This window comes from Kitasatospora sp. NPDC004614 (assembly GCF_042873675.1).
Taxonomy (GTDB): Bacteria; Actinomycetota; Actinomycetes; order Streptomycetales; family Streptomycetaceae; genus Kitasatospora.
In genome coordinates this window covers 134,662-149,410 of the sequence record NZ_JBIALR010000017.1, presented here as the reverse complement: position 1 = coordinate 149,410, position 14,749 = coordinate 134,662, and the positions used below count along the sequence as shown (strand labels likewise).

17 protein-coding genes are annotated in these 14,749 nt (G+C 71.8%); 3 read left to right on the top strand and 14 right to left on the bottom strand.

All coding sequences use genetic code 11. The annotated features are described in order from the left end of the window. Positions 1-20: 20 nt before the first annotated feature. Together ACFYST_RS28765 and ACFYST_RS28760 are read right to left on the bottom strand one after the other, a co-directional pair. Positions 21-806, bottom strand: a complete 786-nt coding sequence (locus tag ACFYST_RS28765; protein WP_387866525.1) for an SDR family oxidoreductase — start codon at positions 804-806, stop codon at positions 21-23. 115 nt (positions 807-921) lie between these two features. Continuing rightward, positions 922-1,506 (bottom strand): TetR/AcrR family transcriptional regulator, encoded by a 585-nt coding sequence (locus ACFYST_RS28760; protein ID WP_387866522.1) that lies wholly within the window; start codon positions 1,504-1,506, stop codon positions 922-924. Positions 1,507-1,663: 157 nt separating this feature from the next. Between ACFYST_RS28760 and ACFYST_RS28755 the strand changes: the two genes are divergently transcribed. Continuing rightward, positions 1,664-2,041 (top strand): nuclear transport factor 2 family protein, encoded by a 378-nt coding sequence (locus ACFYST_RS28755; RefSeq protein WP_387640928.1) that lies wholly within the window; start codon positions 1,664-1,666, stop codon positions 2,039-2,041. Positions 2,042-2,081: 40 nt separating this feature from the next. Here ACFYST_RS28755 and ACFYST_RS28750 read toward each other — a convergent pair whose 3' ends face one another. The 8 genes from ACFYST_RS28750 to ACFYST_RS28715 form a co-directional block, all read right to left on the bottom strand. Then, entirely contained in the window at positions 2,082-3,032 is a 951-nt protein-coding gene (locus ACFYST_RS28750) for a GDSL-type esterase/lipase family protein (RefSeq protein WP_387866520.1), read from the bottom strand. A gap of 142 nt (positions 3,033-3,174) precedes the next feature. Further along, the gene (locus ACFYST_RS28745) at positions 3,175-3,354 is read right to left on the bottom strand and encodes a hypothetical protein (RefSeq protein ID WP_387866518.1); all 180 of its coding nucleotides are present in this window, start codon (positions 3,352-3,354) and stop codon (positions 3,175-3,177) included. A 116-nt stretch (positions 3,355-3,470) separates the two neighbouring features. Further along, positions 3,471-3,989, bottom strand: coding sequence for a LysR substrate-binding domain-containing protein (locus ACFYST_RS28740; protein WP_387866515.1), 519 nt, complete (start codon positions 3,987-3,989; stop codon positions 3,471-3,473). Continuing rightward, a complete protein-coding gene (locus ACFYST_RS28735; protein WP_387866513.1) occupies positions 3,986-4,183 on the bottom strand; it encodes a hypothetical protein in 198 nt (65 codons plus the stop codon). Before ACFYST_RS28735 ends, ACFYST_RS28740 begins: the two co-directional genes overlap by 4 nt. A gap of 79 nt (positions 4,184-4,262) precedes the next feature. Then, positions 4,263-4,895 (bottom strand): M15 family metallopeptidase, encoded by a 633-nt coding sequence (locus tag ACFYST_RS28730; RefSeq protein ID WP_387866510.1) that lies wholly within the window; start codon positions 4,893-4,895, stop codon positions 4,263-4,265. 131 nt (positions 4,896-5,026) lie between these two features. After that, entirely contained in the window at positions 5,027-5,320 is a 294-nt protein-coding gene (locus tag ACFYST_RS28725; protein WP_387640942.1) for a DUF1330 domain-containing protein, read from the bottom strand. A 158-nt stretch (positions 5,321-5,478) separates the two neighbouring features. Beyond that, on the bottom strand, positions 5,479-6,240 hold the full coding sequence (locus tag ACFYST_RS28720) for a dienelactone hydrolase family protein (protein ID WP_387866508.1): 762 nt from the start codon (positions 6,238-6,240) through the stop codon (positions 5,479-5,481). 157 nt (positions 6,241-6,397) lie between these two features. Continuing rightward, the gene (locus ACFYST_RS28715) at positions 6,398-6,976 is read right to left on the bottom strand and encodes a dihydrofolate reductase family protein (protein ID WP_387866505.1); all 579 of its coding nucleotides are present in this window, start codon (positions 6,974-6,976) and stop codon (positions 6,398-6,400) included. Between the two features lie 93 nt (positions 6,977-7,069). On the opposite strand from ACFYST_RS28715, the gene ACFYST_RS28710 reads away from it, so the two are divergent. Together ACFYST_RS28710 and ACFYST_RS28705 are read left to right on the top strand one after the other, a co-directional pair. Beyond that, the gene (locus ACFYST_RS28710; RefSeq protein ID WP_387866502.1) at positions 7,070-7,654 is read left to right on the top strand and encodes a TetR/AcrR family transcriptional regulator; all 585 of its coding nucleotides are present in this window, start codon (positions 7,070-7,072) and stop codon (positions 7,652-7,654) included. Positions 7,655-8,112: 458 nt separating this feature from the next. Next, the gene (locus tag ACFYST_RS28705; protein ID WP_387866500.1) at positions 8,113-10,593 is read left to right on the top strand and encodes an RICIN domain-containing protein; all 2,481 of its coding nucleotides are present in this window, start codon (positions 8,113-8,115) and stop codon (positions 10,591-10,593) included. Positions 10,594-10,652: 59 nt separating this feature from the next. Here the strand turns inward: ACFYST_RS28705 and bioD are convergent, their stop codons facing one another. The 4 genes from bioD to ACFYST_RS28685 form a co-directional block, all read right to left on the bottom strand. Further along, positions 10,653-11,387 (bottom strand): dethiobiotin synthase, encoded by a 735-nt coding sequence (gene bioD, locus ACFYST_RS28700; RefSeq protein ID WP_387866498.1) that lies wholly within the window; start codon positions 11,385-11,387, stop codon positions 10,653-10,655. Positions 11,388-11,409: 22 nt separating this feature from the next. Beyond that, positions 11,410-12,660 (bottom strand): adenosylmethionine--8-amino-7-oxononanoate transaminase, encoded by a 1,251-nt coding sequence (locus ACFYST_RS28695; protein ID WP_387866571.1) that lies wholly within the window; start codon positions 12,658-12,660, stop codon positions 11,410-11,412. Between the two features lie 59 nt (positions 12,661-12,719). Then, positions 12,720-13,943, bottom strand: a complete 1,224-nt coding sequence (bioB, locus tag ACFYST_RS28690) for a biotin synthase BioB (protein WP_387866495.1) — start codon at positions 13,941-13,943, stop codon at positions 12,720-12,722. Between the two features lie 156 nt (positions 13,944-14,099). Beyond that, positions 14,100-14,705, bottom strand: coding sequence for a DUF4328 domain-containing protein (locus ACFYST_RS28685; RefSeq protein WP_387866493.1), 606 nt, complete (start codon positions 14,703-14,705; stop codon positions 14,100-14,102). Between the last annotated feature and the right edge of the window lie 44 nt (positions 14,706-14,749).

Genomic DNA, 14,749 nt, shown 5'->3' with positions numbered 1-14,749 from the left:
CGTCGTCAACTCAGCTTGCTTCAGGCGGACTTGAGGGTGCCGCCGTCGACGACCAGGTCGGCGCCGTGGATGTTGCCGGCCCGGTCGGAGAGGGCGAAGACCACCAGGTCGGCGACCTCCTCCGGAGTGGAGAGCCGGCCGGACGCGGTGCCCGCCTGGGTGGGCAGTCCGTCCAGCAGAGCATCGAGGGGGACGCCCATGGCATCGGCCATCCGGCCGCCGTAGCCGCCGGCGGAGGTCCACTGGTCGGTGGAAGTCGGGCCGGGCGAAACGGTGTTGACGCGCACCCCGCGCGGCGCGAGTTCCTCGCTGAGGCGCTTGCCGAACTGGGTGAGTGCCGCCTTGGCCTCCGCGTACCCCACCGGGGAGCCGGTGGGGATGCGGGAGTTGATCGAGGACACGTTGACGATCGCGCCGCGCCGCTCCAGCAGGCTGGGCAGCGCGGCCCGGGTGGTGCGCACCGCCGACATCACGTTCAGGTCGAACAGCGACTGCCACTGCTCGTCCGCGACGTCCAGCACGCCGCCCAGGGCGAACACGGAGGCGTCGCCCGCGCCCACGTTGTTGACCAGCAGATCGATGCCGCCGAGCGCCGCCAGTGCCTGCTCGACCGCGCTCTCCGCGCCCTGGCGGGTGCTCAGGTCGGCCGTCGCGACGGTGGCGACCTCCGCCAACTCCTTTGTGGCGGTGCGGGTTGCGCCCACCACCTTCACTCCCTCGGCGGCGAGCGCGCGGGCGACGGCGAGGCCGATGCCGCGTCCCGCGCCGGTGACCAGGGCGGTGCGGCCGTTGAGTCCGAGATCCATGGTTCCTCGTTTTCGGTCGATATTCTTGAACTTGAGGTCAAATATTTGGGCATGCGAAACCGCGCGGGCGGCGCGGTCGATGCTTCTTCGGCGTCCGGGTTTCAGTGTCCGGGTTTCAGTGTCCGAAGACGGTGGCGACGGTGGTGTCGACGACCTCGAGGACCGCCTCGCGGTCGTAGGCCCGGGCCATCACCCGCAGTCCCGCGAGTGCGGTCATCAGGAACCTGGCCTGCGCGCCCGCGTCCACCGAGCTCGGGACGTCGCCCTCCAGCTTGCCCCGCTCGATGCGCGCGGCCAGCAGGCCGGCGCTGCGGTCGGTCATTCGGCGCACCGCGAGCGCGGCGTCCGCGTCCCGTCCGCCGAGCTCCAGCGCGGTGTTGACGGCGAGGCAGCCGCGACGCACCGGGCCGTCGAAGTCCGCGTCCACCAGCATCGCCAGGAAGGCGCGGATGCACTCCTTCGTGGTGCCCGGCCCCGCCAGGAACTCCTCGGCCAGCTCGGCGCCGCCCCGGTCGTACGCGTCCAGCGCCCGCCCGAAGAGTTCCCGCTTGGAGCCGAAGGCGTGGTAGAGGCTGCCCTTTCCGATGCCCGCCGCCTCGGCGAGTTCGGCCGGGGAGGAGCCGGCGTAGCCGTTCGTCCAGAACACCTCCATCGCCTGCGCGATCGCGGTGCCCTCGTCGAACTGCTTCGGTCGTCCCATGACCTGACGGTACGACATATTTGACCTAGGGGTCAATAATTTTGTGGGCCACGGCCGCGGCTTGTTCCACCCACCCGTCGGCGTCCTGCACGTCGATCGCTCCGAAGTCCCCCGCCGGAGTGCCGACATGAACCGGGCCGGCTGGTATTACTGGGACATGCAGGAAGAAACCGCACGCTCCGCGATCGACACGTTCATCTCCGCGTTCAACGCCTCGGACGACAGCTATGTGACTGCCCTGCTCTCCCAGGCCCTGACCTCGGACGTGGTCTTCTGGGGGCCGTTGGGCCGCAGCGAAGGAATCGCGGCGGTCGAGCGGTTCGTGCTGGACATCCGACGCCACCCGGCGGGGACCGGCACGATGACGCGCTGCTCAGCAGTGGACATGCCCGACGAATGGGCCCGGTACCAGTGGGTGTTCACCATGCCGGACGGAGGCCCCCGCCTGGCGGGAACGGACGTCGTCCATCTACGACGGAGCCTCATCGACCAGGTCATCGTATTCGCGGGCGAGATCGAGCCGTTCGCCTCCTGAGTCGTCCACCTGTCGCTGTCCTTCTCCTGAACGGCAGGGGTCAGCAGCTGTGGCTGCTCAGCTGCCGGTAGAGCTCCTTGTGTCCGTCCGGGGTCGGGTGCACGCCGTCGACGAACTGGTGGGGCTGGTCGCGGAGGGGTTCCCACATGTCGATGAAGTCGATGTGGTTGTCCTCGCACCAGGCCTGGAGGGTGACGCGCAGGGTGAGTGCTCGCGCCGTGGTGAAGCGGAGGCCCTCGTAGTCGTCGAGCCGTGTTTCGTCGAGCCAGGACGGTCCGACGACGACCATGCGGGCGTTGTGGCGCTGGGCAGTTGCGGCCAGCGAGGCGAGATGGTCGGCGAGCGAGGCGAGATGGTCGGCGAGGTGGGGCATTTGGGTGTCCGGCGCGGCGACCGGCACGGCCGAGTCGTTGATCCCGGCGGCCACGACCAGCGTGTCCGGGTGGCGGGGAACCAGTAGCGGGGGTGTCTGCCGGGCGACGTCCGCCAAGGTGCTGCCGGGGATGGCCAGGTTGAAGACCCGGTGGGCGTTCTCGTCCGACGCGATGTGCGTCGCCGCCAGGTGTCCGGCCCAGCCGCCCTGGGGGTCGCAGCGGCCGTAGGCGATGCTGTCGCCGACGATCACGATGCGCGCCGCAGGGCGCAGCGGCCTCGCGTCCAGGTAGGCCCAGGCCGTCCGGCCCGAGGTGAGGACCACTCGTCGGCGGGCGTAGTCGTCCACCTCGTAGGCGTCGGCAGCGGCCAGTTCCTGGTCGGTCAGGTGCAGGACGGCGCCCTCGACCGTGCCGCCGAAGTCGCGTACCAGGGTGAGGTGTTCGTGCTGGCCGCTGGTGGCGATCACGGATTCGTCGGTGATCGTGAGGGGCCTGGTCGTGTGACCGGCCAGGGAGGCCGTGGTCGTCGGCACCGTGCGACCGAAGAGGGTGGTTTGCACCTGCGGGTCCAGCAGCGTGCCGAAGCAGAACAGGGCGTGGGGGCGGGACTCGGTCACTGCGGTGCCGTGGCCTTTCACTCGGAACGATCACGTCACCTTATCGGCCCGTGGAAGCCCGTCCCTGTGCCGCTGACGAGGGCACTTCGCCCGGGCCGCGCATGCTTGCCGGTCGGACTGCTCGCGGCCCCATGTGTGCGCGCTACTGGCCGAGCAGGTGGGCGAAGTCGTAGCCGAGGCCGCCGAGCGTCGGAAGCGCGCCCAGGTCGGTGATTGCGCCGACGGGGATGCTGTAGGTCTGGTCCGGGGTGAGGGTGGCGGCGGCAGCGGCCGGGGTGGAGGCGAGGAGGAGGGTGGCGAGGGCGGTGAGGGCGGTGCGCACGGTGGACTCCTCTGGGGGCCGGGGTTGACGCTTGGTCAACGGGCGGGCAGGGGAAGGGGTGACGCGGGACCGCCCGTTCGGGTGCAGAGGAGGGTGCGTCAGGACGGGAGGGGGCGTCAGGACGGGAGGGTGCCGGCTTCGGTGGTGAGGCGAGTGGCCGGCTCCTTGGCGAGGCGGGCCGCGGGGCCGCGGCGGCGGGAGAGGGCGAGGCCGAGGTGGCGGCGCGGGGCGGGTTCGGCGAGGGGGAGGGAGAGCAGGTCGGGGTGGTCGGTGAGGCCGATCCGGCGGATCACGGCGATGCCGATGCCCGCGCGGACCAGTGACTGGGCGAACTCGTAGTCCGTCGCGGTGCAGGAGATCCGCAGGTCCACCCCCGCCAGCGCGCCGAACCGGACGAGCTGCCCGGCGGACTTGCCGCAGCCCAGGATCCAGCGCTGGTCGGCGAGTTCGGCGAGGTGCAGGTCGGTGCGGTGGGCCAGCGGGTGGCGGCGGGGAAGGACCACGCGCAGCGCATCCTCGGCGAGCGGCGTCCAGTCCAGGCCGGAGCGGTCGCCCGGGCGGGCGGGCGGTCGCCGAGGCCTCGGCGGCGCGTCGCAGGTGCCGCGGGTCGCCGTTGACCGTCTACGAGCCGTCATCGGGCCGGCCCCGGTCGCCGGAGGGAATCGACGAGCGCGGGGTCGATGCCCCAGTCGGCGTCCCACCCGAACGCGAGCACCGGCGCCCGCAGCCGCCACAGGGCCAGCGCGGCGGCCTGGCGCTGCTGGACGGGCGTGAGTGCGGCTGATCGCCCGGTCGGTGCTGGGTCGTCCTGCCGGAGTTTCTGGTGCATCGTTTCCCGCTCGTGGCCAGGTGATCGACTCAAAGGGACGTCGATGTTTGCGCACCGGGGTCTCGCTGGTTCGAGGTGGTCAGGCCGGTCCGTAGATGGCGCTGCCGGCCTTGGTGACCAGTGCCCAGTACCGGTCGCCGTAGGACCAGTGCCACCACTCGGTGGGGTAGTTGACGAAGCCGGCGTCGCCCATGGTCCGGGCCAGGAGGTCGCGATTGCGGCGCGCCCGGTCCGACAGTCCCGGGGCGTCCAGCGGACAGTACTTCTCGTCCCCCGTGCGGTGGCCGTTCACGGCGCCACCCATGTCCAGCTCGACGCCCTCGGCATCAACGAGCGTCAGATCGAGCGCCGCCCCGGCACAGTGCGGCGCCACCTCGACCGGGGAGACGAAGGCGCTGGCCCGGCGCCGCAGGTCGACAGGGCCGGTGATGCCCGAGCGGCGCAGGCGGTCCTCGTAGCGGGCGAACCGCCGCGCCTGCTCGGTGCTGCTGCGATGCCCCTCTACGACAAGGAACCTGACGCCGTCGGGAAGCCGTTCGGACGCCGAGCGCAGACGTTCGAGCACGCCGGTCCTGACCCGGCCGTAGGCCCCCGCCTCGTCCCGTTCCCGGGAGTCCAGCGCAATCGCCGGGACCGAGGCGATCTCCGCGAGAGGCTCGCCGCAGTCCTGCACGGGGATGTTGACCACCTGGGGATCGCTCAGCAGAATCATGGACCCTGAGCCTAGAGCTTGTCCGGCCGCCCGGCCCAGACCGGCAGCGCTGCGCCGCACGCAACACCGTCGAACGAGTCGTCAACAGGCTCGAACACGCGTGATCGACCGGGCAAGCTCCAACTCATCGGTCAGTCAAGGCCTTCGATGATGCGGAAGTCACGCTCGACGGCGTCGCCGAGGACGACCAGCGCCTCCTGGTATGCCTCGCTCTCGCGGGCCGCAACGGCCTGTTCGAAGCTGTTGAACTCGATCAGTATGGTGCGCCCGGCGATTCCGGCGTCGTGTGCGACGACCTGACCGTCACGGGCGAGGACCCGCCCGCCCCCGGCTCGGACGGCCCGACCGGCCAGCTCGTTGTAGGCAGCCAGCTTCTCGGGGTCCGAAATCGTGCGGTAGGAACTGACCCAGTAGCCCTTGGCCATGGAGCCCTCCAGTGTTTGAAAGAGCACTTCCGACTTCGACTTCATACTTCAGATCGACCGCACCCGGCGACTGATATTCGGGCTGCTGCGGAGCCCTCGCCGGTCGGCCCCGATTCGGCGCCGACGGGCGGCGTTCGGGGCGTCAGGGCGTCAGGGCGTCAGGGCTTCAGGGTGGCGAGGGCAGCGAGGATGCGGGACCAGGCGTCGGCGGATTCGGTGGGGCGGAAGGTGGTCGGGCGGTCGGGGCAGAGGAAGCCGTGCGGGGTGTCGGGGTAGGAGACCAGCTCGTGCGGGACTTCCGCTTCGGTGAGGCGGGCGTCGATGCGGGACCAGTCGATGGGTGGGACGAGGTGGTCCTCGGTGCCGACCAGGCCGAGGACGGTGGTGCCGTGGGCGGCGAGGGTGGCGGCGCCGGTGGGGGTGAGCGGGGGCTGGGGGGCGGCGGTGAACGGGGTGGTGTCGGCGTCCAACAGCCAGCCCGGGTAGCAGGCGACGATCAGGTCCAGCGGGAGGCGGGTGCCCGCGACGAAGGCGAGGTGGCCGCCGACGGAGAAGCCCGCGAACGCCCGGCCCGGGCCGGCGCCGAGGGACGCTCCGACGGAGAGTGCGGCGGCGGTGTCGGTTGCGACCTGGTCGGCCGTCAGGGCGGACAGCAGTCGGAAGCCCTCGTCCCGGCCCGCCGCGTCGTACGGCAGATCCGCCCGGGGGACGGTGCGGCCGAAGAAGTCCGGCGCGACGGCGGCGTAGCCCGCGGCGGCCAGCCGCTCGCAGACACCGCGCACCCAGGCCGTCACCCCGAACAGCTCCATCCCGACCGCCACGGTGGCCGGCGGCGTGACGCCCTCCGGCACGGCGACGAACACCTCCGGGCCGGTGGTCTCCGGCCGGGTCCAATACGTCCTCGGCTCCGGCGAGTTCATCGTCCGTGTCCCCCTCGTACGGCCCGGCGCGGCGCCGGTCGAGGCCACGCTACCCGGACGGGGCGGGCCACCGGGCTGAAGGCGCGCGGGAGTTGGGTGTCCTGCACGTCCGGCGGGCAGGGGCCCCGGCGCCCGCGGGCGTCCGGGCGTCGCGCGGCTACGAGGCCGGGCGGTAGGTGGTGACGGTGCCGCCGTTGCTGAACTCCAGCGTCTCGACGGGGGCGAACGGGCGCGGGCGGAACTCGCCGGCGAAGGCGGGGAGGCCGGTGCCGGCGACCACGGGGTAGCGCTTCCAGATGAGTTCGTCGATCTCCGGGAGCAGTTCGCCCGCGAGCTTGGCGCCGCCGCACAGCCAGATGTCGCCGTCACCGGGCTGCTGCTTCAACTCCCGTACCAGGCCCAGCGGGTCGGTGCGGACCACGTTGACCGCAGGGTCGGTCGGTTCGGGGAGGGTGGAGGAGACCACGTACTGCTTCAGGTGGGCGTAGGGGCTGGTGACGCCGATGTCCAGGGCGGGGCGGTAGGTGCCAAGGCCCATCAGTACGGTGTCGAAGCGCTTGTTGGGCGCCCCGTCGAGGCCGATGTGGGGACGGGCATGGGTCGGCATGGTCTCGGGGAACTCGGCCCGGAGGTAGTCCACCATGTCGTCGCACTGGGGGTAGAAGTCGAACTCGCCGGCCGGGCCGGCGATGAAGCCGTCGATGGAGACGGCGACGTAGTACACGAGCTTTCGCACTCGGTGCCTTTCGAAGAAGGGTGACCACTCGGTCTGTAGTACTCTGCTTGGAGTGGTAAGAATGTAGCACTACGAGTGGAGTGGTTACAAGCGATGGCCCGAAGCAATCCCGAACGACGCGCGGCACTGCTCGACGCCGCGATCGAAGTCCTCGCCGAGGAAGGTGCCCGGGGGCTGACCTTCCGGGCAGTCGACCAGCGCGCCGCCGTCCCGACCGGCACCGCCTCCAACTACTTCAGCAACCGCGACGCCCTGCTCACCCAGTGTGCCGAGCGCGTCTACGAACGCCTCGGCGCCGACCCCGAGGCCCTCGCCCAGGGCCTGACCGGGCCGCGCGACACCGCGCGGGTTGCCGAGCTGATGCACCAACTCGTCGACCGGATCGCCGACTTCCCGACCGGCTTCCTCGCCCTGCTGGAACTCCGCCTGGCCGCGCTGCGCCGCCCCGAGCTGCGGGAGACGGTCACCCGGCGGATCGGCGCGGACCTCCAGTTCAACATCGACTACCACCTGGCGGCGGGCCTGCCCGGCGACGCCACCGCGGTCCGGCTGCTGTACCTGGCGCTGAACTGGCTCATCCTGGAACGCCTCGCCCTGCCCGACCTGTTCACCGCCGAGCAACGCGCCGAGCTGGTGGACGAGTTGGTGACCCGGGTGATCGGCGCGCCGGCGGAGTAGCGCCACCCGCTGCGCGGGGCGGGAGGGGCGGTGGCGCGCCTGGCGCTCGGTGGTGTCGGGTGGCCGTCGCGCGGGTGTGCAGGTGGTCGACGGCCGGCCTGTCGTGCGCGCGGTGCTTCGCCGGGCGTCAAGTGACGGTCGGCGTCGGCCAGTTCGACGGGGTGGCGCGAGTCGGTCGGCTCGCCAGGGAGAGGGTGAGCGGCGGCGCGGTGCTCCTCCCGTGGCAGCGTCCGGGTTTCGGCAGGTTGACGACGTGTCAGGCCGCAGTCGCGGCAGCCGATCGGGGTTCGGGGTGGTGAACGTCTGTTGAGGTCTGATCGATTGACGGTCAGTCAAGCAGCTTCGAACAGGGGCGGGAAGCCTTTGCGTGCAGGATTCTGCGCGAAGTTGTTGACAAGTGCTCGATCGGAGCCCGGATACTGCATCTCATTGCAGAACGGGCCACCGAAGGAGTACCCGTGTTCTCACCCCCACGCAGGCCGGCCGCCGGCGCTCTGGCCGCCGTGCTGCTGGCCGTCGCAGCCGGTGTCGCGCCGACCGCTTCCGCGGCTTCGGCGACGCAGCCGGACGCCGCGACGTACAGCGTCACCGTCGGCGCGCCGGTGACGTACAGCCACCCGACCGACACCCCGGCGGTGCCGTACCTGGACAAGGACGGCACGTTCTGGTTCCAGCAGTCCGCGGCGCTGTACGGCGCGAGCGACCCGCGGTACTGGGACTTCTTCACGGGGACGGACTTCGACACCGCCACCCGTTCCGGTGCCGTCTCCAACGCCGTCAACCCGGCCAACGCGCAGGACAAGAACAACGACACCACCTGGCGCTGCAACAACAGCCCGACCGGGAAGACCGCCACCGCCGCCCCGAGCGGCAGCGGTTACGCGCAGAAGAACTACTGCGACCTGTCGGGCGTCTGGATCGACCCCGACACCGGTGACTGGTACGGGCTGGTGCACAACGAGTTCACGCCCCAACCCTTCGGTGACGGGCTGCACTTCGACGCCATCGACTACGCGGTCTCCACGGACCAGGGCAGGACCTGGACGATCCGCGACCACGTGATCACCTCGCCGTACAGCACCACCCGCGGCGACACCGCGCAGTTCCCGAACCAGACGTACTCGTACGGCGACGGCGACCAGCGCCTGCTGGTGGACGCCGCGTCCGGGTACTTCTACGTGTTCTACGGCTCCCGGGTGGTCGACAAGAGCGGCGGCTGGAAGGCGTTCTACGAGCACGTCGCGCGCGCCCCGATCGCGGGCAAGATGGCGCCGAGCTCCTGGCAGAAGTGGTACAACGGCGCCTGGAGCGAGGCCGGCGTGGGTGGCCGGGAGTCGAACATGGTGCCCGTCGGGGCGTCCAGCAGCACCGGGTACACGCCCGTCTCCGGCGAGTACAACCCGGCGAACGCCGGCACCTCCGCCCAGCAGACAGCGGCCGGTCAGATGCCCGCGACCTCGCCGCTGTTCGTGATGGACGTCACGTACAACGCCTACCTGGGGCTGTACATCGGCGAGCCGCAGGCCGTCGACCAGAGCGGCAACGCGCCGCAGCAGTTCTACGCCACCGACAACCTCGCCACGCAGAAGTGGTACCCGATCGGGGACACCGGCGGGTACCACACGGCGTCCTGGTACCGCTGGTTCCTGGACGGCGCCAACCGGACCAGCTCGGCGATCGTCGGCAAGTCGTTCCGTTCGTACTGCGCGTTCGGCTGCTCCGGCGGTGCGTCAGGGCAGTACGTGAATGTCAGCATCGACTCCACCGCGCCCGCCGCGGCGCCGGTCGACCTGACGAAGGCCTACCGGATCGCGACCAGCGGCGGCCGGGTGCTCGCCCAGGCCTCCCGCACCGCCACTTCGGTGGCCGCGCCCACCGGGTCCGCGCTGGAGTCGTGGACCTTCGCGGCCAACGGCGACGGCTCCTACCGGATCGCCAACTCCTCGACCGGGCAGCTGCTCGGCGTCAACTCCGGTGCGGTGGCGGGCCGGGCCTGGGGCGCGCAGCCGACCGTGACGGCCGCGCCCGTCGGCGGGCCGAGCGTCGGCCAGCAGTGGTGGGTGCTGCGCGGCACCGACGCGAACGGCGCCGCGGACGGCACGGTCAAGCTGGTGAACCGTTACAGCGGCCTGGCGCTCGGCCTCTCCGCCGCCACCGGCCGACTCGCCGAGACCGTCCCCGCCCGCTCCTGGACGGACACCAGCGGCAGCGCGGTCGGCGCGGGCCGCACCGCGAGCGAGCAGGCACTCACCCTCACGGTGGCCGGCAGCGCGCCCGAGACCGTCACCGTCACCAACCCCGGCAACCAGGCCACCAAGGTCAACACCGCCGTCTCGCTCCAGCTCGGCGGCAACGACTCGGCCGGCAAGGCACTCAGCTGGACCGCCACCGGACTGCCCGCCGGACTGACCATCAGCCCGGCCGGACTGATCACCGGCACCCCGACCACCACCGGCTCCGCCACCGTCACGGTCACCGCCTCCTCCGGGACGGCCAACGGCTCGACCACCTTCACCTGGGCGGTGAACCCGGCGCTCACCGGTACCCACACCCTGACCGTCTCCGGAAAGGCCCTCGACAACCCCAACCACTCCACCACCGCCGGCACCCAGCTGATCACCTGGGCGCTCAACAGCGGGCAGAACCAGCGCTGGATCTTCACCCCGCAGGCCGACGGCAGCTACCAGATCAGCAACGCCGAATCGACCCTGTGCATGGACGTGAACGGCGGCTCCGGCAGCGCGGGCGCGGCGATCATCCAGTACACCTGCACCGGCGGCAGCAACCAGCGCTGGATCGTCAGCGCCGTCGGCAACGGCTACACCGTCGCCTCGCAGAAGAGCGGACTGCTGGTCGCCACCGCCTCCACCGGTGACGGCGCCCTGGTCACCCAGCAGCCGGACACCGGCTCGGCGCTCCAGCGCTGGACGATCGGCTGACGGGTGAACGAAGGAACGGCGCGACGGGGGATCCCGTCGCGCCGTTCCTGGGTGTCCGCTCAGCCGGGGTGGTGCGCCGCCGCGAACGCCGCTGCGTCCCAGTGGCCGCCCAGCGACGGGGCGAGCGAGGACGCGGCCAACTCCCGGAAAGCCGCCGGGGACCGGTCGGCTGCCGCGCCTTCCGGGAGGGCGCCCAGCAGCGGGGCGCCGGCGGCGGACGGCAGGTCGGCCAGGTTGCAGCGGGCCGCGAGGTCCGGGTCGGCGGGCCAGCTGCCGACCACCACGCCGCGCAGCGCCAGGCCCCGGTGGCGCAGCGCCTCCGCGGTCAGCGCCGTCGCGTTGAGGGTGCCCAGGCCGGCCGCCGCGACCAGCAGGAACTCGGCCTGGACGCCCGCGAGTTCGCAGGCGGCGGCGAGGTCGGCGAGGGTCCGGCCCCGCTCGTCGTAGCGGACCAGCAGCCCGCCCGCGCCCTCCACCAGCACGCAGTCGAAACGGTCGGCCAGGTCGGCCACGGTCTTCGCCACCTCGTCCGGCGCGAGGGTCGGCAGACCGGACCGGCGGGCCGCCGTGTCGGGCGCCAACGGCTCGGGGTAGCGGGCCAGTTCGACGCCGTGCACCAGCGGCCCGGCCAGCCGGGCCACCTCGTCGACGTCGCCCGGCTCGCCCGGCGCCAGCCCGGTCTGGCCGGGCTTGAGCACTGCCACCGGATCGGTGCGGAGCGCCGCGAGGGCCGCGGTGGTGACGGTCTTGCCGACCTCGGTGCCGGTGCCGGTGACGAACAGTACGGGCGACATGGTGCTTCCTCAGGAGGGTGGTTCAGTTGCTGTGCGCCGCGTGGGACGCGGCCGCCGCCGCGGCGACGGCTCGGCCGATCGCGGCCACGTCCGCGTCGTCGGTGACGAACGGCGGCATGGTGTAGATCAGGTCGCGGAACGGGCGCAGCCACACGCCCTGTTCGGCGGCGGCCGCGGTGGCCGCCGCCATGTCGACCGGTGCGTCGAGCTGCACCACGCCGATCGCGCCCAGCACCCGGACGTCCCGTACCCCGGGCTGTCCGGCGCACGGTGCGAGGGCGTCGCGCAGCGCGGTCTCGATGCGCTTGACCTCGGTGCGCCAGTCCTGGCGCAGCAGCAGGTCGATCGAGGCGTTGGCGGCGGCGGTGGCCAGCGGGTTGCCCATGAACGTCGGGCCGTGCGCCAGCACCGGGACCTCGCCGCGCGAGATGCCCTCCGCGACCCTGCTGGTGCACAGGGTGGCGGCCAGCGTCAGGTAGCCGCCGGTCAGCGCCTTGCCGAGGCACATCACGTCCGGGGAGACGCCCGCGTGGTCGGCGGCGAACAGTTCGCCGGTGCGGCCGAAGCCGGTGGCGATCTCGTCGAAGACCAGCAGGACGTCGTGCGCGTCGCACAACTCGCGCAGGGCCCTCAGGTAGGCGGGGGAGTGGAAGCGCATGCCGCCCGCGCCCTGCACCACCGGTTCGACGATCACGGCGGCCAGCTCGCCGGCGTGCCGTTCGATCAGCTCGGCCAGGTGCGCCAGGTACTCCGGGTCGGCCGGGGCGTCGTACCCGGCGGGCGGCTCGGCGGCGAACAGCTGCTGGGGCAGCACCCCGCCCCACAGGTGGTGCATCCCGCCCTCGGGGTCGCACACCGACATGGGGTGGAAGGTGTCGCCGTGGTAGCCGCCGCGCCAGGTCAGCACCCGCCGCTTCTCCGGCCGTCCGAGCGACTGCCAGTACTGGAGGCACATCTTCAGCGCGACCTCGACCGCCACCGAACCGGAGTCGGCGAGGAACACGTGCTGCAGCGGCTCGGGCGTCAACTCCACGAGCTTGACGGCGAGTTCGACCGCCGGGCGGTGGGTCAGCCCGCCGAACATGACGTGGCTCATCCGCTCCAGCTGGTCGCGGACGGCCGCGTCCAGCTCCGGGTGCCGGTAGCCGTGGATCGCCGCCCACCAGGACGACATCCCGTCGATCAGCTCCTCGTGCCCGCCCACCGGCTCGGCCAGCCGCAGGCGCACGCCCGCGGCCGACTCCACCACGAACGGCCGGACCGTCCCCGGCATCGGACCGTACGGGTGCCAGACGTGCGCCCGGTCCAGGTCGAGCAACTGCGCGTTGTCCGTCACGCGTTGGGCGCCAGTTCGGTGCCCGCGCCACGACGGCGGACCCGCACCAGGTCGGTGCGCGCCTCGTCCTCGGCGGCCTCGGTTTCCGTGGTGGCCGTCTCGGCCTCGTCGGCCCGGTGGCCGCCGCACGGGCCGCAGCCGCCGCCCGTCCCGCAGGCGGTCTGCTCCTCGTGGCCGCCGCAGGCCGAGGCGCCGCCGCCGCAGCCGCCGGCCGACGCGCGGTGGCGGGGCAGGGTGGTCTGCTCGGCGCCCTCCACCTCGAAACCGGCGTCCTTGATCATGTCGAGGTCGGCCTGTCCGGCCTGGCCCTCGCTGGTCAGGTAGTCGCCCAGGAAGATCGAGTTGGCGATGTGCAGGCCCAGCGGCTGCATCGACCGCAGGTGCACCTCGCGGCCGCCCGCGATCCGTACCTCGATGTCCGGGCAGACGAACCGGACCATCGCCAGGATCCGCAGGCAGCGCTGCGGCGTCAGGTTCCACTCCTCGGCGAGCGGGGTGCCCTCGAACGGGATCAGGAAGTTCACCGGCACCGAGTCCGGGTCCAGCTCGCGCAGCGCGTAGACCACGTCCACCAGGTCCTCGTCGCTCTCGCCCATGCCCGCGATCAGCCCCGAACAGGCCGACAGGCCCGCGCCGTGGGCCTTCGCCACGGTGTCCACCCGGTCCGCGTAGGTGTGGGTGGTGGTGATCTCGCCGTACGTGCTCTCGGAGGTGTTCAGGTTGTGGTTGTACGCGTCCGCGCCGGCCGCCTTCAGGCGCTCGGCCTGATTGTCCGACAGCAGCCCCAGGCAGGCGCAGACCTCGACCTGCTCGTCCGCGTCCTTGATCGCCGCGATGGTGTCCGCGACCCGGTCGATGTCCCGGTCCGTCGGCCCGCGGCCGCTGGCCACCAGGCAGACGCGCTTCGCGCCGCCCGCGACACCCGCGGCCGCCGCCTCGGCGGCCTGCTCCGGCTTCAGCCAGGTGTACTTGAGGATTTCCGCCTTCGACCCCAGGCGCTGCGAACAGTACGAGCAGTCCTCCGGGCACAGCCCGCTCTTCAGGTTCACCAGGTAGTTGAGCTTCACCCGGCGCCCGAACCACTGCCGGCGCACCCGCCCGGCGGCCGCAACCACATCCAGCAGCTCGTCATCCGTGGTGGCCAGTACGGCCAGCGCCTCCTCGCGGGTGGGCAGTTCCCGGCGAAGGCCCTTGTCGGTCAGCGTGTCGAGGAGATCCATGGCCCGATCCTGCCCGGGCCGCCCCGCCGTCCGCCAGAGGGAACACACCAGAAGATCGCCCGGAGCGTGTGCGAGTAGTCACAACAGGCCTTGACCTGCCGCTTTACGCACGATCTGACGGTATTCCGATAGCCGGCGGACGCTGCGAGACATTCCTCACACGGTCGCGGTGGTTTGCGCTCTGCCGCGCAACTTCGCTTCCTGAGCGGACGTGATCTGCCGGATCACCAGAATCGCGAGCACCGCCGCAGCCAGGCCGGTCACCACGTCGAAGGCCGAGTAGCCGTTGTCGCCCGCGCCGAGCTCGTCGAGGACCGTGGCACCGACCGTCTGGGCGAGCCAGGCGGCCCACCAGGCGTTGATCAACCAGGTCTTGCCGGCGGGCTCGGTCGCGCGCCAGATGTCCAGCGCGATCCGGCGCGGAATCCACCACATCGCCAGGGGGACGAACCAGGCGCCGACGGCCCATCCGGCCGAGTACTTCTGAATATCCGGACCGAAACGGTCGACGTTGAGCCGACAGCGCCGGAACCAGAGAACGAATGCGACGCAGCTGCCGACGGCCAGCACGACCAGGAGCGGCACGAGCATCGGGAACACCGCCGACCGGGTGCCGCCGGCCGCGGCGACCACCGCCTGCGAGGCGGCCTCAAGGCCGATCAGTACCTGCGCGGCCAGCGCCAACCGCCGGACGCCGGTGGCCGATCTGTCGTCGGGCAGGGCCTGCGGGCCCGGCATGTGGTGAACGTTCTCGGAATGCACGGAGATCCCCCGCCGAAGTGGTGCCTGCGGTGTGGATCACTCGC